The sequence below is a fragment of the Rhodococcus sp. LMD genome (assembly GCF_056108245.1).
The window spans coordinates 4,338,155-4,361,628 of record NZ_CM148557.1; the positions used below are offsets into that span (position 1 = coordinate 4,338,155).

General features: G+C 66.4%; 21 protein-coding genes. 4 read left to right on the forward strand and 17 right to left on the reverse strand.

All coding sequences use genetic code 11. The features are described from left to right. Positions 1–48: 48 nt before the first annotated feature. Both ACWPQI_RS19750 and ACWPQI_RS19755 read right to left on the reverse strand, forming a co-directional pair. Positions 49–1,044, reverse strand: coding sequence for a helix-turn-helix transcriptional regulator (locus ACWPQI_RS19750; protein ID WP_234574738.1), 996 nt, complete (start codon positions 1,042–1,044; stop codon positions 49–51). A gap of 149 nt (positions 1,045–1,193) precedes the next feature. Next, positions 1,194–2,351 (reverse strand): LuxR C-terminal-related transcriptional regulator, encoded by a 1,158-nt coding sequence (locus ACWPQI_RS19755; protein ID WP_010593358.1) that lies wholly within the window; start codon positions 2,349–2,351, stop codon positions 1,194–1,196. A gap of 265 nt (positions 2,352–2,616) precedes the next feature. On the opposite strand from ACWPQI_RS19755, the gene ACWPQI_RS19760 reads away from it, so the two are divergent. Both ACWPQI_RS19760 and ACWPQI_RS19765 read left to right on the forward strand, forming a co-directional pair. Next, positions 2,617–3,918, forward strand: coding sequence for an MFS transporter (locus ACWPQI_RS19760; protein WP_010593359.1), 1,302 nt, complete (start codon positions 2,617–2,619; stop codon positions 3,916–3,918). A gap of 26 nt (positions 3,919–3,944) precedes the next feature. After that, positions 3,945–4,958: an Rv3169 family protein gene (locus ACWPQI_RS19765; protein ID WP_010593360.1), complete on the forward strand. Its 1,014-nt coding sequence runs from the start codon at positions 3,945–3,947 to the stop codon at positions 4,956–4,958. 162 nt (positions 4,959–5,120) lie between these two features. Here the strand turns inward: ACWPQI_RS19765 and ACWPQI_RS19770 are convergent, their stop codons facing one another. The 6 genes from ACWPQI_RS19770 to ACWPQI_RS19795 all read right to left on the reverse strand — a co-directional run bounded on the left by ACWPQI_RS19770 (position 5,121) and on the right by ACWPQI_RS19795 (position 12,594). Beyond that, the gene (locus ACWPQI_RS19770; protein WP_325051603.1) at positions 5,121–6,224 is read right to left on the reverse strand and encodes an acyl-CoA dehydrogenase family protein; all 1,104 of its coding nucleotides are present in this window, start codon (positions 6,222–6,224) and stop codon (positions 5,121–5,123) included. A 171-nt stretch (positions 6,225–6,395) separates the two neighbouring features. Continuing rightward, positions 6,396–8,054: an AMP-binding protein gene (locus tag ACWPQI_RS19775; protein WP_474738459.1), complete on the reverse strand. Its 1,659-nt coding sequence runs from the start codon at positions 8,052–8,054 to the stop codon at positions 6,396–6,398. A gap of 236 nt (positions 8,055–8,290) precedes the next feature. Beyond that, a complete protein-coding gene (locus ACWPQI_RS19780) occupies positions 8,291–9,091 on the reverse strand; it encodes an SDR family NAD(P)-dependent oxidoreductase (RefSeq protein ID WP_010593363.1) in 801 nt (266 codons plus the stop codon). Next, a complete protein-coding gene (locus ACWPQI_RS19785; protein ID WP_474738460.1) occupies positions 9,091–10,044 on the reverse strand; it encodes an acyl-CoA dehydratase activase in 954 nt (317 codons plus the stop codon). The genes ACWPQI_RS19780 and ACWPQI_RS19785 overlap by 1 nt, the downstream gene beginning before the upstream one ends. Positions 10,045–10,074: 30 nt before the next feature. Beyond that, a complete protein-coding gene (locus tag ACWPQI_RS19790) occupies positions 10,075–11,415 on the reverse strand; it encodes a 2-hydroxyacyl-CoA dehydratase subunit D (RefSeq protein ID WP_010593365.1) in 1,341 nt (446 codons plus the stop codon). A 30-nt stretch (positions 11,416–11,445) separates the two neighbouring features. Beyond that, the gene (locus ACWPQI_RS19795; protein ID WP_234574743.1) at positions 11,446–12,594 is read right to left on the reverse strand and encodes a 2-hydroxyacyl-CoA dehydratase subunit D; all 1,149 of its coding nucleotides are present in this window, start codon (positions 12,592–12,594) and stop codon (positions 11,446–11,448) included. 159 nt (positions 12,595–12,753) lie between these two features. Between ACWPQI_RS19795 and ACWPQI_RS19800 the strand changes: the two genes are divergently transcribed. After that, on the forward strand, positions 12,754–13,860 hold the full coding sequence (locus ACWPQI_RS19800) for a CaiB/BaiF CoA transferase family protein (RefSeq protein WP_234574744.1): 1,107 nt from the start codon (positions 12,754–12,756) through the stop codon (positions 13,858–13,860). A gap of 77 nt (positions 13,861–13,937) precedes the next feature. After that, positions 13,938–14,783, forward strand: a complete 846-nt coding sequence (locus ACWPQI_RS19805) for a PaaX family transcriptional regulator (protein ID WP_010593368.1) — start codon at positions 13,938–13,940, stop codon at positions 14,781–14,783. Between the two features lie 37 nt (positions 14,784–14,820). Here ACWPQI_RS19805 and ACWPQI_RS19810 read toward each other — a convergent pair whose 3' ends face one another. The 9 genes from ACWPQI_RS19810 to ACWPQI_RS19850 form a co-directional block, all read right to left on the reverse strand. Then, complete coding sequence (locus ACWPQI_RS19810; RefSeq protein WP_010593369.1) at positions 14,821–15,855, reverse strand: phosphotransferase family protein; 1,035 nt, start codon at positions 15,853–15,855, stop codon at positions 14,821–14,823. A gap of 76 nt (positions 15,856–15,931) precedes the next feature. Beyond that, complete coding sequence (locus ACWPQI_RS19815) at positions 15,932–16,783, reverse strand: enoyl-CoA hydratase/isomerase family protein (RefSeq protein ID WP_051009371.1); 852 nt, start codon at positions 16,781–16,783, stop codon at positions 15,932–15,934. A 5-nt stretch (positions 16,784–16,788) separates the two neighbouring features. Then, on the reverse strand, positions 16,789–17,598 hold the full coding sequence (locus ACWPQI_RS19820; RefSeq protein WP_010593371.1) for an enoyl-CoA hydratase/isomerase family protein: 810 nt from the start codon (positions 17,596–17,598) through the stop codon (positions 16,789–16,791). Between the two features lie 60 nt (positions 17,599–17,658). Further along, on the reverse strand, positions 17,659–18,849 hold the full coding sequence (locus ACWPQI_RS19825; protein ID WP_064065740.1) for a CaiB/BaiF CoA transferase family protein: 1,191 nt from the start codon (positions 18,847–18,849) through the stop codon (positions 17,659–17,661). Positions 18,850–18,933: 84 nt separating this feature from the next. Beyond that, positions 18,934–19,884, reverse strand: a complete 951-nt coding sequence (locus ACWPQI_RS19830; RefSeq protein WP_474738461.1) for an EamA family transporter — start codon at positions 19,882–19,884, stop codon at positions 18,934–18,936. A 5-nt stretch (positions 19,885–19,889) separates the two neighbouring features. After that, the gene (locus ACWPQI_RS19835; RefSeq protein WP_010593374.1) at positions 19,890–20,675 is read right to left on the reverse strand and encodes an enoyl-CoA hydratase-related protein; all 786 of its coding nucleotides are present in this window, start codon (positions 20,673–20,675) and stop codon (positions 19,890–19,892) included. Between the two features lie 64 nt (positions 20,676–20,739). Beyond that, a complete protein-coding gene (gene menB, locus ACWPQI_RS19840) occupies positions 20,740–21,597 on the reverse strand; it encodes a 1,4-dihydroxy-2-naphthoyl-CoA synthase (protein ID WP_029539943.1) in 858 nt (285 codons plus the stop codon). Between the two features lie 111 nt (positions 21,598–21,708). Then, on the reverse strand, positions 21,709–22,467 hold the full coding sequence (locus tag ACWPQI_RS19845) for an SDR family NAD(P)-dependent oxidoreductase (RefSeq protein ID WP_010593376.1): 759 nt from the start codon (positions 22,465–22,467) through the stop codon (positions 21,709–21,711). A 55-nt stretch (positions 22,468–22,522) separates the two neighbouring features. Further along, positions 22,523–23,446 (reverse strand): hydroxymethylglutaryl-CoA lyase, encoded by a 924-nt coding sequence (locus tag ACWPQI_RS19850; protein WP_010593377.1) that lies wholly within the window; start codon positions 23,444–23,446, stop codon positions 22,523–22,525. Positions 23,447–23,474 lie beyond the last annotated feature (28 nt).

Below are 23,474 nucleotides of genomic sequence, written 5' to 3' on the forward strand. Positions count from 1 at the left end.
ATCGCCGGCCACCGCGTATCTGTCCGTCAGCGAAAGGATTCGAGCTGCCTACCGCGAGCCTGTCATCTCGAGGTAGCGGTAGATGGCTTCGGACCGATTCATCGCGCCCAGTTTTCGGAGAATCTTCTTGACGTGTGTCTTCACCGTGAAGATGCTGATCACCAACTCCTCGGCGATGTCGGCGTTGGACGCACCCCGGACAACCAATGCGAAGACCTCACGTTCACGAGCAGTCAGAGAGCCGAGCGCCGGGATATCCAGGTCTTCGTTCGAGCCCCCCGCCGACGCGACGGCCCACCGAGTGGAGTTCTCGTCGACGAAATGCACATCGGCATGCTCGAGAAGCTCGGCTTCCCTGGCTTCCTGCTGCAATCGTTGGATTATCAGGTTCTTCTGTTCGCTGAGGCGATCGGCGAGCATCAGCCGTTCGAACAGCGTTCCGGAACTTCGCGCGAATTCGCCGACCACATCGCGTACCACCGCGTCCAACGCTTCACCGGTGGTGCGGCTTCCGTGCACGAGCCCGATCACACCGGTCGACACGGCGATCGGAGCCACCACGTACGAGCTCGAGGCGAGCATCTGCGCAGCCTCCTGCGTCGGTCCGACGTCGGTGCCCGAGCCGGCGAGTACCGCCGACCGTGTCTCCCAGGCCCTGCCCTCGGCCGATTCGGAGGTTAGGGGTAGGGCGTGCGGCAACTGGAGTACCTCCTCCGTCCTTGACGCGCTGTAGAGTTCGAGCGCTGTCCACGTTCCTTTGTGTACCTCGGACAACAGTATTCGGTCGAGGTGGGCGGTGTGCGCCACTTCTCGGCAGATGAGTTTGCGGAGACCGGCGACCGACTCGGCTCCGCGAAGACGACGGATCGCGCCGGCGAAGTCGTGGGGCGAGAACGCATGTACCGGTCCGGAATGCTCCGTGCGGATTCGCCGGCGCAAGTCCTGGAGGTCGACGATGAGGCGACCGAGTGCCCGTTGCCGCTCCGGGTCGAGGTCGGCAAGCGCGGCGAACGCAGATTCGGTGGCTTCGTCCAGCAGTGTCATTCGAGTGTCGAGTGAATCCGACCGAGTCGTGCAGGGACGCGGACCGACGCCGTAGGTGTTCCGGAGATGGTCGAGGAGGGCGATCACGGCGTGTGACAATTCGCGGTCGACGGCCGCCCGGGCGGCTCTTTGCCCCTGAGATTTCTCCTTCATCGCGGTCGTCGAGCCTGGCTCGAGTAGAGAGCAGCCGCGGCAGCGCGCGTAGGTGCGTGCAGCTTCTTGAGTACCGCTTTCACGTGCGATTTCACGGTGCCCTCGGAAATGACCAGTGCTCGGGCGATCTGGCTGTTCGTTGCTCCGGTGGCGAGATGGGAGAGGATCTCGCGTTCGCGGGGGGTAAGTACCGAGGCCAGTTCGACCACATGGTGGTCGTCGGGCTTGCCAACGGCACCGTCCGCCGGACCGTCGGCACGGCGGGAGAGAATCGCGTCGGCCTTCGAGATCCGATCGAGCATGGCCTGAGTTGCGTCGAACGACTTCTCGATCCGTGCACGCTGTAGTTGTAGCCGATGCTTCAGAACGGCCTGTTCGTAAATGATCGCCAGGATGGTTGCGAACGTGTCCAATCGGTCTCGATCCCCCGGGTCGAGCGCCTCGGTCGAGCCAGGACGATCGGCATGGAGCAGCCCGATGACCTTTCCCCCGGACATGACCGGCGCAGCGACGTACGCCGACGTCCGGGACGCACTGACCATCTCCCTGTGTGTGCGGTTGTCATCGGCCGGGGCCGCAACCAGCGCCGGAACCCGTCGACGTACCAGCTCGGTTTCCAGAGGTGCCTCCACCAACGAGAGTTCGGCGGAGTCTACGTAGTCGGAGAAGTCGAGGGGGGAGCCGTCGAGTTCGGGCCGCAGATAGAGGCGGCGCGGCTGCCACCGAGTGCCCGATACCGCGGAAATCAACGAGCGTGCGAACGGCAACGCGGTGCAGACGATCTCTGGAGCCGACTCGATGATCTCGCGCGGCGGAAGCTCCCGAAGTTGGAGTGCCGCGTCGTGCACCTCGACCACTTCGGCGACAGGACGAATCGCCTCGGCCTTGGCGAACTGCTCCTCGAGGTGTTCGATGCGGACGAGAACTCGACACGCGTCCTCGATGTCCGTTCCGGTCACCCGTCCCTCGGTCAGCGCCCTGGCGAGTCGACGCCGTGCCATGGCCAGCGACACCGACAGCGCGGAAGAGCGCATGTCGCAGGTTCGGTCGCCCAGCAGTTTGCCGGCCGTACCGAGGCACTCGGCGGCTCGCTCTACGAGATGCGTGAAGTCATCCGACTCACCTTCGTCTCGCATCCCGACCTCGTTGTCCACGGCACTCCCACCTCTTTGTGATTGAAATCACCGATCGATGGTACCCAGACGGGGACCTACAGTCCAATGGTATGACCCATCGCTCACGGGATCACGCTGCGCCGCACGTGCAGCACGCTGTCGCCCCGCCCGCTCATCCGAACACTTTGGACTGTCCTTTACATTGGACTGTCCGTATGCTCTCATCGTGTGACGGAGACCACTCCTCGTGGATTCGTGCGCAGCATCGCCGCCCCGACCACCGATATCAATCACAGGAGCTTCCATGAGCGCAGTCGGCACGACTGGGTTGCAGGCGCCCTCGCGGCACTTGAACCGCTGGTGGTACGTCATCACCGGCTTTGTCACCCTGTTGTTCGGCACCAGCACGGTCAACGTTCTGTTCAACGTCCTCGGCAAGCCCATGACCGAGGAGTTCGGATGGGACCGCAGTGTCATCGCCAACGGCTTGTCCCTCGAGACGGTGATGGTCGGAGTCAGCATCGTCATCCTCGGCTTCCTCATCGACCGCTACGGTCCGAAGATGCCTTCGGTACCGATGGCCTTGGCGTTCGGAATCGGCCTCATGCTGATGTCCGCACTTCCGAACAACGAAATGCTCTTCTTTGCCCTCTGCATCGTGATCGGTGCCGGCGCGGGCGCCGTGAACCCGGTGGCGCACTCCACCGTGGTCAGCGCGTGGTTCCAGGATCGCCGTGGCATGGCGCTGGGCGTCCTCATGGCCGGTCTCGGCGCCTGCGGGGTACTGATGCCCTATCTCGCGAACTGGGTGTTGGGTATGGGCGGCTGGCGCGTCGCCTTCCTCGTCATCGGCGCCGTGTGCACCGTAATCCCGGCGTCGGTCTACGCATTCGTCACCCGGATGCCCGCCGAACACGATGCCGAGCGCACGGCCGCACGTCTGCAGGGCCGGATGGCCGGGGAGTCCCTCCTCACCGTGGCGCGGAAATATCGACAGTTCTGGCTGCTCTCCGTCGCGATCTTCGTGGTGTCCTCGGCCACCTTCGGTCTGATGTCGCAGGTCGTGCCGATGACCACCGACAAGGGCATCAGCCAGGGGACTGCCGTTTCCATCCTGTCCGTACTCAGCCTGGCGTCGATCTCCGCTCGTCTACTCGTCGGCTATCTGCTCGACCGGTTCTACGCTCCAGTCATCGGCTCGATCATCTTCGCTTTGTGCGCAGTCGGAGTCTTCCTCATGATCACCTCGTCGGAGATCGGCCTGCTCTTCGTGGGTTCCCTGCTGATCGGCCTGGGTTTGGGATCCGAGGGCGACCTCGCCGCCTACATGGTGAGCCGATACTTCCCCAAGCACTCGTACGGCCGCGTGCTGGGATTCATCTACTTCCTCTACGCCCAGGGCGCGGCATTCGGCATCTTCCTGCTCGGACAGATCTACGGCGCCACGGGCTCCTACCGTGCCGGCGCGATACCGATCATCGTGCTGGTCGGCATCGGCATCGCCTGCCTGCTGATGATGGGCTCCTACCGCTTCACCCTCGACCACAAGCAGGTCGACGCTGCTGATGAGGCCCAGGAGACAATGACATCACCGGTTTCCAACTGATAACCCGTCGACCAGAAGGAGCACGAATGACCGACGGATTCCACGACGCCTTGGTAACCCGGGCCACCCCGGACATGCCGGAGAAATTCTTCGACCGGTTCATGTTCAATCTTCATCCGGACGGCAGCACCGCACCGTCGGTGATCCTCGGTGCCGGAGTCTATCCGCCGCGCAACGTCGTAGACGGCTTCGTGGTGCTGACCACCGGGTCCGAGCAACGCAACCTCCGCTTCTCCACAGAGCACAACACCACCGACGCCGCGTCCGTCGGACCCCTGCGCTGGGAGACCGTCGCGGACAACACGGCGTGGCGAATCCAGCTCGACGAGAACAAAACCGGACTCGAACTCGACCTCCTCTGGCACGCCCGGGCGCCCTACTGGCTCGGGTCGGTGGATGTGGCGAACACCGACGGAAACGTCACCTCGTTCGACCACCTCTTCCAGCCCGGCCGCTACGAAGGCACGCTCACGTTGGACGGCACCACCACCGATGTCGCCGGATGGTACGGACTGCGGGACCGCTCCCGCGGAGTACGCACCATGTCCGGAGGCCAGGGCCTGCACATCTGGTACCAGGCCCAGTTCCCGGACCGCACGTTCGGATTCCTCCTCGTCGAGGGCCGAAACGGCGGACGGATCCTGCTGGAGGGCGCCGTCATGCACGACGACGGCCGACTCGACGACATCACCGGCGTCCGGCACAACCTGGCGTTCACGGCAGGCAACGACCTGACCAGCGGCACCGTGGAGATCGTGACCGCCGCCGGCGCGACCTACCGCCTCGACGCCGACGCCTCGGCCGGCGGTGGATACATGGCCGGTGGCGGTTACGGCGGACACCACGGAAAGGTTCGCGGTCGCGACTTCGAAGAGTTCGACGTCTATCCCCTCGACGGGACGGTGGGACCGACGACTCTCGACTCCGCCCTGACGGACCGATGCTGCACGTTCGGCTGGAACGGACAGACCGGATACGGCATTTTCGAATTCGCCCTGTCGCGGTCGTCGTCGTACGCCTACCGCCCCTCCTTGGCGTAACACGCCGAGCCCGTGACTACCCCTGCGCCTATCTGAGGGTGCAGGGGTAGCCCAGGGCGGAATCACGTTCAGACTCGAGCTCGCATCCGCACCATGAGATCGGCAGGCCCGGCCATTCGGGTCCCCCTTCGCCTGTCGGTAGGTGATGGACACTCGACGAACTCACTGTGTCGCGGGCGCGGGGCGGGCCGCTCCTCTCTGCCACGACGAGGCCGCGTCGCTGCCGCGCCTCTCGTAGGGAACGAAGTCGGTCCCATACTTCTCCCGCATGATGATGATCTTCTGGATCTGTGCCGTACCGTCGGCGATCTCGACGGACATCACATCACGCAGGCGTTGCTCGAACGGAAGTTCCTGCGAGTAACCGTAGTTGCCGTGCAGGAGGAGACATTCCTTGACCGCTGCGCTCGCGACGAGCGGGCCGTACCACTTCGCCATCGCCGCCTCGATGGTGTGGGGCAGACCGAGGGAGCGTTTCTCGAGCGCCGCGTAGCAGATCATCCGCGCCGCCTCGACCTTGGTGAGGTGTTCGGCCATGGGAAACGACACGCCCTCGAACTTCGCCGGCGGAGCACCGAACGCCGTGCGCCGGCGCACGTACTCGGCTGTCTCGTCGAGGGACGCCCGGGCCGCGCCGAGTCCGGTCAGTGCGAGCAGCGGCCGAGTGAAGTCGAACCCGTTCAGCACGCGGGAGAACGCACGGCCTTCGAGGCCGATCAGGTTCTCCGGTGGCACCTCGGCTCCGTCCAGATGCAGGACCCCGCGACCGAGGATGCCCCATCCCGTATCCGCAACCGTCGACGTGGCAATGCCACGCGCATCGAGCAGCACCAGGAACGTCGACACGCCGGCATCCTTGCCGTCCCGGATGGTCCGTGCGGCGAGGATGATCGCTTCCGCGTCGGCGAGCATGGTCACCGACGTCTTCTCGCCGGAAATGGCGTACCCATCTGCGGTAGCTCGCGCGACGGTCTTGATGTTGGCGGCGTCGGATCCGGTCTCGGGTTCCGTCGAGCCGAACGCGACGTACGTTTCACCCGCAATCAGGCGCGGCAGCCACGCCTCGGCGATCGTCTCGGATGCGTGGTGCCGGATCAACGTGCTCATCAGCATGACGGGGATCGTGATGTTGGCGACGTTGAAGTCCGCGTAGGCGAGTTCCTCGACGGCGACGCCGGCCGCAACAAAGTCCTCCCGCTCGAGAGGGTTGTACCCCTTCCCCGCGAGCAGACCGTTGAGTCCCAGGCCGGCGATCTCGCGATGCAGATCCCATGGGAACGTGGCGGATTCCGTGCACTCGAGATACCGGGTGCCGGGCGTTTCGCCGCGTAGGCCCGCACCGCGTCACGGATCCCGCGCACATCGGAGTTCAGCAACTGTGTCAAGGTGTGGTCCTTCCGCCGGTCACGGGTCGGTTCTCGGCCGCGGCGGACGTCGTCACGACACCAGATCGGCCGAGGACTGCTCGGCCGCGTCGCCCTCGGCCATCGGTGCCGCGGTCAGCGTCCCGGCGGCGATCTGTTCCTGCACACGGAACTTCTGGATCTTGCCCGACGGGGTCATGGGAAGGGACCGGGTGAAGTACCACAGGGCGGGCGTCTTGTGTGCGGCGAGCCTTTCGCGGAGCCAGGACTTCAGCTCCGCCGCGCTGGGGGGCGAGTCGGGGTCCTTCACCCGTACGACGGCGCCGATCTGTTCACCCCATTTCTCGTCCGGCACACCGATGATCGCCACCTCGGCGACGGCGGGATGCCGGTAGAGCAGTTCCTCGATCTCGCGGGGATAGATGTTGAGGCCGCCCCGGATGATCATCTCCTTGAGACGACCGGTGATCTGGAGGAACCCACGGCGGTCCATCACACCCAGATCGCCCATGCGCAGCCATCCGTCCGCATCGATGGTGGCGGCAGTTTCGTCGGGCATGTCCGAGTACCCGAGCATCACCTGGTAGCCGCGACAGCACACCTCGCCCTGCTCACCGACGGGAACGACCTCGTCGGAGAACGGATCGACGATCTTGACCTCGAGTTCCGGCAGCGGCTGTCCCACCGTGGTCGCCTGGTCGACGACATCGTCCGTGATCCGCGTCTGGCTGATCACTCCGTGCATCTCGCTTTGGCCAAACAGGATCGTGAAGTTGCAGTCGAGTTCCTGGGTCACCCGTTCGACGAGCGCCTCGGGTACTGCCGCCGCGCCGGACATGACGGTGTGGATGCTCGACAGGTCACGCGTGTGCCGGTCCGGGTGGTCGAGCAAAGCGATGAGCATCGTAGGCACCATCAACGAGTGGGTGCCCCGGCAGGTCTCGATCATCTCGAGCATCGCGGCCGGCTCGAAGGCCGGCAAGATCACGTAGGTTCCATGGACGGCGAACGTACCGAGCTCGGTGACGCCACCGCCCCCGATGTGGTACATCGGCATGGCATTGACACACACCAGCGGGTCTGTCCGGCCGGCCCGTTCGAACACGAACGCGGCCTCGTTGACAAGACCTTTGTGGTGCAGCAGTGCGCCTTTCGGGAATCCGGTGGTGCCCGAGGTGTACTGCAGTTGCACCGCGTCCGTCGGCGCGACGGCCGGGAACTGCGCGTTCGGATCACCCGTACGCACGAACTCGGCCCACTCGCTGCCGGACACCACTGTGTGCAGTCCGGGCAGAGTCGGCCGGACCTCGTCCAGAATCGCGGACAGATCCGCACCGCGATAGGACTCGCGGAAGAAGAGACCGGCTGCCTCGGACTGCCGCAGGATGTATTCGAGTTCGTGTGCGCGATACGCCGGATTGATGCCGACCAGCACCATGCCCGCCATCGCGATGGCCTGGTGCAGGATCACCCAGTGGGCACTGTTGGGCGCCCACACCGCGATCCGATCCCCGGGGGAGAAGCGTGTGAGCAACGCGTGGGCCGTCGATTCGGTGTCGGCGAGCAACTGGCGGTAGGTCCATTCTCTCCGGTCCGCCGGGTCGGCAACGCCGTCGACGAGCGCGACGCGGTCGGGAACGGTCGCGGCCCCCTCCCGAAGAAGATCACTGAACGTGATGTCTCGAATGCCCGTGCTCGTGGCCGCCGGCCAATAGGACATCTGTAGCGACATGGTGTGCTCCTGCTTTCGGCTGCGCGAGATGGAAGAAAGGAAGACTGCAGGGACCGACCAGGGCCCTGGACCGGGCACCCCGAATTGTAATCGCGGTCACACAAAATATAGTACGCGTCAGGTGCCTTCCGCTACAGATCTGTCAAACATTTTGGAAGACGACACCTCCGGGTCCATCCCCGAAGCACCTGAAGCCGGCCGAGGTTCCCACCTCGGCCGGCTTCTCGCGGCAACCACTATCCCGCGGAAATCCCCCCGTTCGGGCTGACCACCTGCCCGGTGATCCGCCGCGCCTGCGCACTACAGAGGAACAGCACGAGGTCGGCAACATCGCCCGGCTCCGCCACCCCCAACGACGCCAGCCGACTCGCCTTCTCGAACAGCTTCGCACTGAACGGCTCGGACATGACGCGATCGAAGCCACCGGTGTCGCGGATGAGCGACGGCGTCACGGCATTGACTCGGATGCCGTCCCTCTTGGCTTCCATTGCAAGGGTTTTGGAGAACATGACGATCGCTGCCATGGCCGCACCGATCACACTCTCGCCCGGCGTCGGGTGCTTCGCCGCATCGGAGGCAATGTTCACAATCACCCCGCCGCGCTGCTGTCGCATCGCGGGCAGGACGGCTCGGCACATGTTGATCGGACCGAGAGCCTGGCTCAACAGCACCCCCGGAATGTCCTCGGGGTCCATCTCGTGGAACAGTCGCGGGTTGAACGAACCCGTCGTGCTGTTGACGAGGATGTCGGCAGCACCCAGCGAATCCGCAAGTTCCGTCACAACCCGCACGGCCTCCCCCGGAACATTCACGTCGGCCGCAGCGAACAGACACCACACGCCGGGTGCGAGGGTCCGAATGTGCTGTGCCGCTTTCTCGCCACGTTCGACGTTGCGCCCCACCAGACCGATCCGCTGGACGCCCGCACGCACGAACCGACGCGCCACCTCGAGCCCGACACCACTCGTCCCCCCGACGATGTAGATCGTCGACTCGGCCGGTACCGGCACCCGGAACTCACTCGGTTCTCTCATCATCAATCGTTCCTCCGCAGATCGAGCATCACCGGTCGGCCGGCATGCGCATGATCACCGTCCAGGACACCGTCGCAGCTCGCACAGTGCTGACCACCGCCCGGAATTCGCGATGCCATGTTCGTCTCCGTCGCGGCATCGCGAGCGGGCAGGGCTGTTCGGGCGCCGCGATACTCGTCGCGTGCAAGCAGCCCCGCGCCGTAGGCACCGGCGATCTGCGGCTGGTCGAGCACCTCGATCGGATGTCTCAACGCCTGCGATACACACCGGATCGCAGCCGGGTTCTTGGCCACACCGCCGGTCATCACCGCCGGTGTGGCCCTGCCGACTTGACCGACCAGCCCCAGGGTGCGCGCCGCAACCGCACGGTGCACGGACGCGGCGATGTCGGCCTTGTCCTGCCCCTGTGCGAGCAGGGAAATCACCTCGGTTTCGGCGAATGTGGCACACATACTGCTGACCTCGAGGCCGTCGGCACCGGCGAGCGCAAGATCCCCCACCGCATCGATGTCGATCTCGAGCGCGCGGGCCAGCACATCGAAGAATCGACCCGTTCCGCTCGCGCAACGGTCGTTCATGGCGAAACGTTCCACCAATCCGTCGTCGTCGACGATGATCGCCTTGCTGTCCTGGCCGCCGATGTCGATGACGAGCCGGACCCCCGGACGCAGTGCTGCCGCGCCGCGCGCATGGCAGGTGATCTCGGTGAAGGTGCGGTCGGCGCCCGGAACCAATCGGCGGCCGTACCCGGTGCTCACTGTCCATCGAATGGCCTCGCGTGGCACTCCTGCCGCGACGGCGGCACCCTCGATCGCACGGGTGACAGCTTCGCGGCTCACAGCGCCCATCTGCACGACATCCGTCCCGCACAACGCACCGTCCTGATCGACGACGGCAGCCTTCGCGGTCGTCGATCCCAGATCGACGCCCATGACGAACCACTTGTCGGTACTCATCGCACTCGTCTCTTCCGGTACGGTATCGCGCTAGACCGCGGACCTCATCCGCTGCACATCGATCGCCTCCAGCATCGCTTCGAGGCGGCTGTCGAACAACTCGTCGTTGTAGAACGATGCGTCGGCAACGTCCCCCTCGAAGAAGAACGACTTGACTCCTCGCCCGGTCTCGGCGGCCCGGGCGAGCATCGACTGCGGGTTGGTCATCGCCCGGCAGGTCCGGGTGGAGTGGAAGGCGATGCCGTCGATCGCATATTCGTCGAGACGACGCAACAACAGCTCCTGCAGGTTCTTCAGCCCGTGGTTGAGCGGGCAGAGCAGGTAGTGTTGCGCCATACCGAGCAGCGGATTGTCGACGTCGATGAGTTGTGGTTCCTGCCAGAAGGATTCGTGGGTGTACCGGCCTGCCACCACGGCCACGTCGTACTCGGCGAACTTCCTGGTCAGGAATCCGAGTTTGTTCCAGTTCATGATCCCGTCGAAGTAGACCCGGTAGCGCTCGTTCTCCACGGCGCTGACACCGTCGGCGATCCGCTGTTCGATCTCGGTCTTCACCCCGGCGAAGTAGTCCACGAGATCCTGGTTGCCAGGCAGGAAGTTGATCGGCGCGATGCTCGCCACCCAGTCCCAGTAGGTCGCCGGGGTCGGCGCCTGCCGGCAAAGTTCCATACCTTCGAGACGCAACTCCGAAGCTCGCTTGATGTATGACATGCTCTCGCTGAGCGCATCCCAGTCGAACGGCCGGCCGGTCTGGTACTCCAGGAAGTCGACCAGCTCCCGGAGCTGGCCCTCGACGTACTTGCCGACCTCGACCCACTCCTCCCCGCGCATGTATCCCGCGTCGGGTTTGTTGCCCCACAGCATCGGGAGCGAGACGTTGAACAGAGGCAACTTGCGGTCGAACACTCGGTACGTCATGGCGTCCCACTGCTGTCCGGTGCTGCAGCCGGCATATCCGTTCACGAAGAAGTCCGGAGCGGGCAGCTTGCTCGCGAGCTCCTGCTGATCGGTCAGGCCCACGACGCCGGTCTCGCTCCGCCCGCTGTTCTGATGCGTCAGCACGGCGCAGCCGAGGTGCGTGCGGGCGTACGAGCACAGCTCGTTGATGTAGCCGTACTCGGCCCCGGCGGCCTGAGCCGGACCCTCGAGATGCTGGGCGGCCAGTCGTGCAGCGAACGCCTCACCGTGGCACCATTCGAGGCCGGCCGCCTGGAAGAGCGGGTTCAACGCTGCGCCGTTGTACCAGACGACGTGCTTACCGCGCTCCTTCGCGGTGAAAATGTTTTCCCAGTAGTCGGCGACCAGCTTGCCGCCGACGCGGGTACTGGACAGACGGTGGGCCTTGTCCTTGCGCGGTTGTGCAACAGTCATCACGATCTCCCTCGGGTGGTCGAGCAGGTTTCAGGACAGCACCGGCGCGGGGAGCCGGCGGATTCGCTCCACAAAGGTCTCGACCCGGGTCCGGAGTGTTTCCACAGGATTGCCCTCGTGTTCGGTTTCGATGAGGAGCACGGGGGTTCGGTTACTCTCCAGCGCTTTCCGCAGTTCCGGGTAGTAGAGCATGTGAGGTTCGCAGAACTTCGCCATCATCACGATCACGCCGTTCGCGTTGCTTCGAGCGAGTTCGTCGATCAGGTATCGGTCCCAGTCGACCTGAGTGGTCACTCGGGTGGGGCATGGGGTGTTGAGGTTTCGCTCCAGATACCAGGTCGACAGCGCCTCGAACGGATCACCGTTCTCGGGCACATCGGTGGAGATGTAGCGGTATCCGGTGTACAGGTCGTCGTCGACCACGATCACCCCGGTCTCCTCGATCACGTCCAGCAGTTCGGGCCGCGGGGCGTGGCAGAAGTGGCCGGACAGATAGAGCCTGACCACGTCGGGCTGCGCTTCCGCAGCCGGCTCGATCGCGTCGAGAAGGCGCTCGAGGGCAGCGGTGTGTTCGACGATGTCCATCACCATGCTCGACTTCACCAGCACCTGCATTTCGCTTGCGGTGATGCGGAGCCGGCCGGAGCGACGCAGCTCATAGAACTCGCGCAGCAGACGCCGGTTGGCGTTGAACATCCGAATGCTGGCGGTCAAGGTATCGGAAGTGATCGAAACACCCAGGGCGGCTTCGATCTCGGTGGTGAGTTCGCCGATGCGACCCGCCACCCGCGGTCTTGTCCACGTATCGTCCATGGCGCTGGTGAGCTGGGCGAAGTGCACAGGTTTCTCGGGTCGCGCCCATCGGATCACGTCCACCGCGCCGAGCAATTGCACGCAGTGGTCCGCCGCCACGAAGGCGTCGAAGACGTCGAGCTGACCGAGCGCCGCCTGATCGGCGACACTGCGGGTGTATCCGCAGTAGAACTCGGCGAGCAGGTTGCGGCCTTCGGTGATCGGGGTCCGGTTCTCCTGGATGAGCACCGGAAGGGCGCCGGCGGCGTGCACGAGTTCGGAGGGAAAGTTCATCGGGAAGGAACCGATCAAGCTGCGGCCATGGGTCGCCTTCCATGTCTGCGCGTAGGTGACCGGATCGTCGGCCGCGGCGCGCAGCGTCGCCATCAGTTCTGGACTGAGTCTGTTCACGTTTCGCCCTCGGATTCGTCGATGGATGCCGACAGCGACAAGTCGGTGCTTCGCTGCGACGTCGAGCTAGATAATACTTAATTTGGTAGTTAGTATCCAGAGTTGTCAAACATTGATGCCGTTCGGAGGTAGAAGATGACGCGTGTACTCGACGGGCTGCGGGTGGTCGAGCTGGCCGGGATCGGCCCCTCCCCCCATGCCGCGATGCTGCTGGCCGACCTCGGGGCGGACGTCGTGCGGATCGAACGTCCCGGCGGGGTGAGCCAACTCCTGCCCGTGGAGCAGGACGCCGGCCTGCGCAACCGTCGCTCGGTCCGCGCCGATCTGAAAGATCCCGACGATCTGCAGCGCGTGCTGGACCTCGTCGACAATGCGGATGTGCTCATCGAGGGCTACCGCCCCGGCGCGGCGGAACGCCTCGGCATCGGCCCCGAGGTGTGCCGAGCACGCAATCCCCGACTCGTCTACGCCCGGATCACCGGATGGGGACAGGACGGTCCGCTGGCCCCCTACGCGGGGCACGACATCAACTACCTCGCCCTCACCGGGGCGTTGAACGCGATCGGACGGAAAGGCGAACGCCCGCTGGCGCCGCTCAACCTGGTCGCCGACCTGGGGGGAGGCTCGATGCTGGCGATCACCGGCATCCTCGGTGCCCTCTATGCGCGGGAGCGGTCCGGGCAGGGTGACGTCGTCGACGTCGCGATGGTCGACGGCGTCAGCACGCTGATGACGATGTACTGGACGATGACCGAAAACGGCCTATGGTCCGCCGACCGGGGAACCAACGTCGTCGACGGCGCGGCCCCGTTCTACGACACCTACGAATGTGCCGACGGGCGGTACGTCGCAGTCGGCGCGGTCGAGCCGGCGTTCTACGCGCACCTGCTCACGGGCCTCGGACTCGACCCGGCACACCTTCCCGATCAATACGATCGCACGGCCTGGCCTACGGTGCGCACTCGGTTCGCCGAGATCTTCCGCGGACGCGATCGCGACGAATGGGTGGAGCACTTCGCCCCCCTCGACGCGTGTTTCACGCCGGTGCTCGCCCTGGACGAGGTCGCGGCGCACCCGCACATCGCCGCACGCGGGACAGTCGTCGAATCGTTCGGACAGCGTCAGCCGGCGGCATCGCCACGCTTCGCGAACGCGGCGCCGGCCACGTACTCGGCACCTCGCGTGCCCGGCGCGGACACCGACGCCGTCTTGCGCGACTGGGGTGTCGACGGTGCGGACTGATGTGCGACATCCCGCCGCCCCCGCCCCGCCGGGGTCCGGTGTGGCGTTGCTCCGACCGCCTGCGCGACGATGGACCCATGATTGATCCCGACATCGGATCCGCGTCCGACAAGGACGCAACCCCCACCCGCAGCGCCCGATCCGTGCTTGTGACGGTGCTCGGCGAGTTGGTCGAACCATACGGTCGACCGGTTCGTACCGCGGCACTGCTCCACGTCCTGAAGGGACTTGGATTCGGTGAGCCCGCGGCACGGCAGGCTCTGGCCCGCACGGGATCGTCCGGGTTGATCGCCGCCGAGCGGGTCGGTCGGGAGACGTTGTGGCACCTGACCGACGAAGCGCACCGACTGTTCGCCGAAGGCGACATGCGTGTCTTTCCCCCCGATGTCGACGTCACCCAGTGGGACGGCCGTTGGCTGGTGATCAACGTCCCGGTTCCCGAATCTCACCGCTCGAGCCGCAAGAAACTGTATGCGGCATTGCGGTGGGCCGGCTTCGGAAACCCGACCCCCGGGGTCTGGGTGACCCCCCACGTCGATCGCGCCGCGGAGGCCGCCAGGACGATCGAGTCGCTGGGGTTGACCGACAACACGGTCACCTTCGTCGGCCCAATCGGCCAGCCGGGCATCACCGAGGCCGAACTCGTGCGGCGGTCCTGGGATCTCGACGAGGCCGAGAAGGTTTACGACGAGCTGCTCGCCCGGTTCGACGTGCGCGGATTCGCCTCGGACGACGAGTTGCTCATCACCCACCTGCAGCTGGCCGATTCCCTGCGCCGGATGCCCTACCTGGACCCCCGACTGCCCGAGGTCCTGCTGCCGGACTGGGCCGGACTGCGGGCGGCGAAGCGACTGCGCGACCTGCGTACCGAGTGGACGCCGGCAGCGCACGCTCGCTGGCGTGAGATCGCGGGCGTCGGGTAGGGGCCACCGGGTCGGAGCCCGGCTGGTACCGGCCCGATCAGACCCCGGCTACCGTCAGCCCCGCCGCCCGGTGCGCGGCGTCGAGAAAGGCACGCACCAGGGCGCCGTCGCGGTAGTACTGATCCCCGACGCCGGCCACGGCCCGGCGCCGCCCGTACTCGTACAGCACCGCCAGCTTCCACAGGGCCAGTGCCGTGTACCAGTCGAGGTTCGACAGGTCCGCGCCGGTGGCAGCCGCATACCGCTGGGCCAGTTCGTCGCGGGTCGGATACCCCTCCTCGAGGACCGCGACACCGAGATCTTCGGTCGGCGTGCGTTCCTCCCCCTCGACGGGATACGACGCAAGGAAATACCCCAGATCGAACAGCGGGTCGCCGATCGTCGCGAGCTCCCAGTCCAGCACCGCCGCAATACGTCCCGGCGGGTCAGAAGCGAGGATGACGTTGCCGATGCGGTAGTCGTTGTGGATGATCGCCGCACCGGACTCGGCGGGAACGTGGGCGGCGAGCCACGCATCGATCTCCGCGAACTCCGGCGGCGGCGTCCCGTCCTCGGCAGCCACCAACCGGCCCATGCGGCGCAGATGACGCTCGTTGAAACCGTCCGGCCGGCCGAGGTCACCGAGGCCGGCGGCCCGCCAGTCGACCGCGTGCAGTGCCGCGAGGGTGTCGATCAGCGCCTCACCGATCCGGCGACGGTCGGCCGGCGCGCTCAGCGCGGCCGGGGTCTCGGTGGTGACCACCGGACCGGCGACGTAATCCATCACGTAGAACGGGACGTCGAGCACGTCGCCCGTCTGACCGACGGCAAGAACGGCCGCCACCGGCACGCCGCTGCCGGCGAGTGCACCGACGAGCCGAGCCTCCCGCAGCATGTCGTGAGCACCCGGCGGGACGGGCGGCGGGGGCGGTCGACGGACGATCACCCGACGTACCCCGTCGGACACCAGGAACGTCAGATTGGAATGCCCGTCACCGATACGCGACGTCGTCAGCGGTCCATCTGTGATACCCCGCTCACGCAGAAATCGTTCTAGCGCGCCGAGGGTGTCGGGAGTCCATTCCCAGGTCATATTCTCGCCTCCATCAGATTGTGCCGCCGGCCGCGCCGCCCGGCCCCGATCGCTGCACGCAGTCGTTCGTCGACGTCTACGCCCCGGTGAAACGCGGAGCGCGCTTCTCCTTGAATGCGGCCAGCGCTTCCGGCATGTCAGCGCATCGGGTCAGTAGCGCCTGCCCCCGGTTCTCCAACTCGAGCGCCGCCGCGTACGAGGTCACCTCCTGGTTCCGCTGCAACGCGCGCTTCGACATCCGGATCCCGCCGGGAGAATTCGTCGCGATCGTCTCGGCCAGTGCGACGGCTTCGTCGAAGAGGTTCTCGCTCGGCACCACGCGGTTGGCCAGCCCGATCCGGACCGCCTCCTCGGCGCCGACGAAGCGCGCCGTGTACGCGATCTCCGCCGCCCGGCCCGGCCCGACAAGGCGGGTCAGTTGCCAGGAGGTGCCGAGTTCCCCGACGGACAACCCCACCTTGACGAAGGCCGCGTTGAATTTCGCGGTCGGGGCGACGAGCCGGATGTCGGCGGCGAGGGCGAGCGACATACCGCCGCCGGAGGCAGCGCCGTGGATCGCCGCGATGACCGGGAACGGCAGATGCCGCAGCGCAGCAAGGCCTCCGGTCGCGGTCTCCTGGAATTTCAGGAACTCGCGCACGCCCATTTCGGTGATCACACTGATCTCGTCCAGGTCGAACCCGGCGCAGAACGCCCGCTCGCCCGCACCGCGGATGATCAGTGCCCGCGCGTCGGTGTCGCGCAATGCGTAGGCGGCCGTGTTGAACTCTTCGAACATCTTCACGACCATCGAGTTCATCCGGTCGGGCCGGTTGATCGTGAGAACGGCGATCTTGCCCTCGAGCACCTCGAGGGTGAGGGTCTCCAGCCGGGGTGGCTCGTAGTTGCTCAGCACGGACGTATTTTCCCGCGTGTCCATCTGCGTCATGTCGATCACCGGCCCGTGAACTTCGGGCTGCGCTTGTCCTTGAACGCGGCCAGCGCTTCGGGCATGTCCTCACCACGGGTGAGCAGCGCCTGGCCACGGTTCTCCAGTTCGAGCGCCGCGGCGTAGGACGACACCTCCATGTTCGCGTGCAGTGCGCGTTTCGATAGCTGCACGCCGGCAGGCGAGTTCGCGCAGATGAGGCGCGCCATCACGAGCGCCTCGTCGAGCAGCGACTCGGCGGGAACCACCGCGTTCAGCAGCCCGAGCGACTCCGCCTCGACGGCCTCGATGAATCGGCCCGTGTAGGCGAACTCCGCGGCCCGCGCCGGGCCGATCAGCCGGGTGAGGTGCCAGGAGGCGCCCAGGTCCCCAGCCGAGAGGCCGATTCGCACGAACGCCGCGTTGAACCGCGCGGCCGGCGAGCCGATCCGGATGTCGGCAGCCAGGGACAGGGACAGTCCTCCACCGGCCGCCGCGCCGTTGACCGCCGCGATCACCGGAACGCGGATGTTGCGGATCGCCGAGAGCGCCCGCGCCGCCAGCTCCTGCTGATCGAGCATCCCCATCGGCGTCAACGACGACAGCCCTTCGGCGTCGTCGAGATCGAACCCGCCGCAGAATGCCTTGCCGGCTCCGGTGAGGATCACGACCCGCAGGTCGTCCTCGTGGTCGAGGTGCAACGCCACTTTCTCGAGTTCGACGAACATCGTGTTCGTCATCGAGTTCATTCGTTCGGGACGGTTCAGCGTCACGACGGCGATCCCGGGTTCGGGTCGCTCGAGCGTGAACGTTTCCCATGTCGTGGGCTCGGTCACGGGTTCACTCCTTCTTCGGTCCGGCGGTTCCAGGTGGGCGCCGTGAGTTCGTGTGATCGGTCAGGCTTCGGCGGGGGCGTGTCGTACCGCGCCCGAGCGCAGCCATTGGTCGGTGCGGTCGGGGTCGATTCCCCAGTCGGTCAGGATCTCGGTGGTGTGCTCCCCCGGAGTCGGCGGACGGCGGTCCACTGCCGCCGCCGTCCGGCTGAATCGGGGCGCGGGGGCCGGTTGGACGAGTCCGTCGACCTCGACGAAGGTCCCGCGGGCGACATGGTGGGGATGCGACGGTGCCTCGTCGACGTCGAGGACGGGCGCGATGCACGGCGTGTGTCCTTCGGCCGCGTCGAGCCACTCCGCGAGGGCGCGGCCCCGTACGGCGTCGGCGAAGACCTTCTTCATCTGCGGCCATTGCGCGCGGTCGTTCTGATCCGGCAGATCGTCGGGCAGGCCCAGCAGGGCTACGAGGTCGGCGTAGAAGTGCGGTTCGAGCGCGCCGACCGAGAGCCATTTGCCGTCGGCGGTCTCGTAGGCGTCGTAGAAGGGTGCGCCGCTGTCGACGAGGTTCGTGCCGCGTTCACGGTTCCACGACCCGCTCTGTGTGAAGCCGAAGAACGGCGTCGCAAGGAGGGCGGCTCCTTCCACCATCGAGGCGTCGATCACCTGCCCGGTGCCCGAACGTTGCCTCTCGTAGAGTGCAGACAGCACTCCCATGGCGAGAAGCATTCCGCCACCGCCGAAGTCACCGATCAGGCTGAGCGGCGGGGTGGGCGGGTGACCGTGGCGTCCGATCAGCGACAGGACACCACTGAGTGCCACGTAGTTGATGTCGTGACCGACGTGCTGCGCGAGAGGGCCGTCCTGCCCGAAGCCCGTCATGCGACCGTAGATCAGCCGCGGATTGCGCTGGGCACAGTCGTCCGGTCCGATCCCGAGCCGCTCGGTGACGCCGGGGCGGAAGCCCTCGATCAGCACGTCGGCGTCCGCTACGAGCGACAGCACCACCTCCGCTCCGTCCGGGTGCTTGAGATCGACGGCAAGCGAACGACGTCCCCGGTGCAGCAGTTCGGTGCGGAACTCTGCATTCGGCCCGACCAACCCTGCGCCGGTGGCGCGGTCGACCCGCACCACGTCCGCACCGAGATCGGCCAGCAGCATGGCGCAGAACGGCCCCGGGCCGATCGAACCGATTTCGACCACCTTCAGACCCGACAGCGGACCCGTGAACGAGCGTTTCGTGCCGTTCTGCGTCATTGCTGCACCTTCCCGAATTTGGTCCGATAATAATACCTTCGCGTTGTTCAGGGAAGCTTCCCAGAACACCCGGAATGCTCCAGCTCAGTCGCGGACCATGCTCGTCTCCCCCGAGCGGTCGGCAGCGCGCCCACGCCGGGACCGAGCCTGCGCACTCACCACCAACACGACGGACACCAGGACCACGACGCCACCGACGACCAGCGCAGGAGTGACCGGCTCGGACAGGACGACGGATCCGAGGGCGACGGCCACCACGGGGTTCACGTACGCGTGGGTGGCCACCAGCGGAAGCGGTGCATGGTGCAGCAGCCACGCGTACGCGGTGAATCCGACGACCGAGCCGAAGACCACGAGGTAGCCGAACGCGCCCCAGGCCCGCAGTCCGATCTCACCTCCGAAGCGCTCGCGGGTAACCACCGACGCCAGCATCATCGCCGCACCGGCCGCCAGGAGTTGATACGTCGCGCCCACGTACACGTCCTGCGGCAACCAGAGCCTCGGCTTGATCCAGGAGCCGAACGACCACGACAGACTCGACAGCACGATGACCGCCACACCGACCAGCGGAAGGCTCGAACGCTCACTTCCGGTCGGCAGCACCAGCACGGCCAGGCCGACGAGGCCCACCCCGACGCCGGCCAGTTCGAGAGCTCGCGGGCGGTCGCCGGACACGGAACGGTAGAGGCAGATCCACACGGGCACCATCGCGACGAGAAGCGCCGTCACTCCGGAGGGCACACCGTGCAACTGGCCCACCGACGTCAAGCCGTTTCCACACGCGAGCAGCAGGACCCCGAGGAACGCGGCCCCGCCGGCCTCACGCCGGGTGACGAGCAGCCGCCTCCAGCCGCCACGGACGGCGAGGAACACGGCCATCAGCAGGGCGGCGAGAAGGAAGCGCGCACCCATCGAGCCGAGGGGCGGCACCTCCTCGATCACCAGGCGGATCGCGAGGTAGATCGACCCCCAGATCAGGTAGACCAGCGACAGTGCGAGTGCGATCGCTCCGCGCCCGGCGGACCCGGACGGCACGGCGCTCAGGCGAAGCGCGGGGTGCGCTTCTCGAGGAACGCGGTGATGCCCTCCTTCGCCTCCCCGCTCTCGAACAGGTCCTGTTCCTGGGCGACCTCGAAGCGGAAGCCCTCGTCGAGCGGCGTGTCGAAGGACGCGTCGACGGTCCGGATGACGGCGCGCTGCGCGGGCAGCGACATCGTGCACAGCTCGGCCGCGAGGGCGAGCGCCGCGTCCGTCGCGCCGCCGGCGTCGACGAGCCGGTCGATCAGCCCGATCGCGTGTGCCTCGTCGGCGGAGATCTGGCGGGCGGTCAGCATGATGTCGAGCGCTCGGCCCCGGCCCACGAGGCGTGGGAGACGTTGGGTACCGCCGGCGCCAGGGATGAGGCCGAGTTTGACCTCGGGAAGCCCGAACTTCGCGTCCGCACCGCCGACCCGCAGGGTGCAGGCCATTGCGAGTTCGAGGCCGCCCCCGAGCGCGAGGCCGTCCACCGCGGCGATCGTGATCCGGTCGGCGGACGCGAGCCGGTCTAGCGCCCCGCGGAGCCGATCGCCGTAGGCGGTGAACGACTCCGCGTCCACTGACGACATGTGCTTGATGTCCGCCCCTGCAGCGAAGAAGCTGGGGATGTCCGATCGGACGACGATCACTTTCACCGAACCGTCGGCATCGGCGGCGTCCAGCGCCGCGTTCAGGCCGTCGATGATCGGCAGGCCCAGGGCGTTCGCGGGCCGGCGCTGGAGCGTGATCGTCATGACACCGGCGTCGACGTCACTCCATGCGACTGCGGGCGTAGCGGTTTCCGACATGCACACCATCCTGTTCGGTCCAACAATGACCCAACCATACTAATTGTTGGACCGAAATGGAAGGTCAGGGCCGACGCGGGAACTTCTCGAACTCAGGCCGGCGCTTCGCCTTGTACGCCTCCCGCCCTTCCTTCGCCTCTTCCGTGGAGTAGAACAGCAGATTCGCATCGTGGGCGAGCTGCTGGATGCCGGCCATGCCGTCCTCCGCCGCATTGAAGCTGGCCTTCATCAGGCGCAGCGCGAAGGGGGAGAGCTCGAGCATCTCGCGGCACCACTGGACGGTTTCGCGCTCGAGATCGGCCAACGGGACTACGGTGTTGACCAGCCCCATCTCCCGGGCCTGCTGCGCGTCGTACTGGCGGCACAGGAACCAGATCTCCTTGGCCTTCTTCACCCCGACCAACTCCGCGAGCAGACCCGCGCCGTACCCGCCGTCGAAGGAACCGACCTTGGGACCCACCTGGCCGAAGCGGGCGTTGTCCGCTGCGATCGTCAGATCGCACACCAGATGCAGGATGTGCCCGCCACCAATCGCATACCCGGCCACCATGGCCACCACCGGCTTCGGCAGTCGGCGGATCTGGATCTGCAGGTCGGTGACGTGGAAGCGCCCCACGCCGCCGGCCTTGCCCGGCTCGGTGAGGTAGCCGGTGTCGCCACGCACCCGCTGATCCCCGCCCGAGCAGAATGCATCGGGCCCCTCCCCGGTCAGCACGATGACACCGATCGAGGAGTCCTCTCGGGCATCGACCAACGCGTCGGAGATCTCCATCAACGTCTGCGGCCGGAACGCGTTGCGCACCTCCGGACGGCAGATCGTGATCTTTGCGATCCCGTCGCCGCTGTGCTCGTACCGAATGTCCGCGTACTCGCCGAGCGAGGTCCATTCCACGAAATCCGTTGTATCGCAATTATTCGTCATATACCGATCATAAGCTCTCCTGCAAACGATCGTTAACGGACCGCGACGCACGACAGCGCGGCCGGATAGGCTCCGGACCGCGCTGTCGGGGTGAGAACCGACCGATGACCGTCAGGCCATCGTCAGACCACCACTGACGGACAAGGTCTGGCCGGTGACGAACTCCGCCTCGTCGGAGGCGAAGAACGCCACGGCGGCGCCGATGTCGGTGGCCTTGCCGAGCCGCTTCATCGGCACCGCGCGGGTCATGCCGGCGATCACCTTGTCGGCTTCCTGGCCGGAGTTGTCGGCGAACTTGCGCAGGGCCGGGGTGTCCGTCGGACCGGGGCACACCGTGTTGGCGGTGACGCCCTTCGTGGCGACCTCCCGCGCGAGGGTCTTGGTGAACGCGATGATGCCGCCCTTGGCACCCGAGTACACCGCTTCGAGCGACGAGCCGACGCGTCCGGCGTCCGAACCGATGTTGATGACGCGCCCCCAGCCCTGCTCGACCATGCCCGGCAGGGTCGCCTGGACGACTCGCAGCTGGCCCTTGAAGTTGATCTCGAGAATCCGGTCCCAGAACGCCTCGTCGGTCTTCACGAACGGCATGAAGTCGTCCCACCCGGCGTTGTTGACGACGATCTCGACGGGGCCGAACTGCTCGGCGACCTGCTTGACCGCCGCCTGCACGGACTCGGTGTCCGTCACGTCGACCGGAACGGCCATTGCCTGGCCTCCGGCCTCGCGGATGGCGGCCGCGGTCTCCTCCGCGGCCTCGAGGTTGAGGTCGGCGACCGCGACGCGGAAGCCCGCGGCACCCAGCGCATCGGAGATTCCCTTGCCGATGCCCTGCGCGCCGCCCGTGACGAATGCGACTCGATTGCTCATGATTTCACTCCGTGTTGTCGGTTCTGATGTCGAAGTCGTACCGGGGACGAGGGCGTCAGCGCACGCCCGCGGCCCACTGGATCGGGCCGGCCACGATCGAGTGGCTGGTGAGCTTGCGGCCCAGCACCTGCTGAGCCTCGCGAGCGGCGTCGATGACCAGGTCGAGGTCGAGGCCGGTGTCCACACCCATTTCGTGGAACATGCTCACCAGGTCCTCGGTGGCGATGTTGCCGGTCGACCCCACCGGGACGGGGCAGCCGCCCAGTTCACCGAAGCTCGACTCGAAGCTCGCGCATCCCGCCTCGAGCGCGGCGAACGCGTTCGCGAGGCCCTGGCCGCGGGTGTTGTGGAAGTGCGCGGTGACCTCGACGCCGGGCAGACGTTCGATGGCCGCGGCGAAGAACTCCGAGGCATAGGCCGGATTGCACATGCCGGTAGTGTCACCGAAGCCGATCTCCGTGGCTCCGGATTCGGCGAATCGCTCCGCCAGGTCCAACACCCGCTTCAACTCCACCTTGCCCTCGAAGGGGCATCCGAACGACGTCGCGATGACCGCGGCGCAGTGCAGGCCCTCGGCGACGATCCGGCGAGCCATGATGTCGTTGTCCGCCATGGTTTCGTCGACGGTGCGGTTGACGTTCTTCTTGTTGTGGGTTTCGGACGCGCTGACGAAGATCGCGACCTCGTGGAAGGTGTCGCGAACCTTCAGCGCGTTGTCCAGGCCCTTGCTGTTCGGCACGAGGACCATCAGCCTCCCGTCGTCGGGCACGTCGATGCGGCTGAGCACCTCCACCCCGTCCGACAGTTGCGGAATGACGTCGGGCCGCACGAAACTGGCGACCTCGATCCGCTTCAGGCCGGCACGACCCAGGGCGTTGATCAGCCGCACCTTGTCGTCGGTCGGGATGGTCTCCGGCTCGTTCTGGAAGCCGTCGCGCGGACCGACTTCTCGGATCTGTACCCGTTGGGGACGCGTCATGGCGTTCACTCCTCGTTTCCGCTCGCTC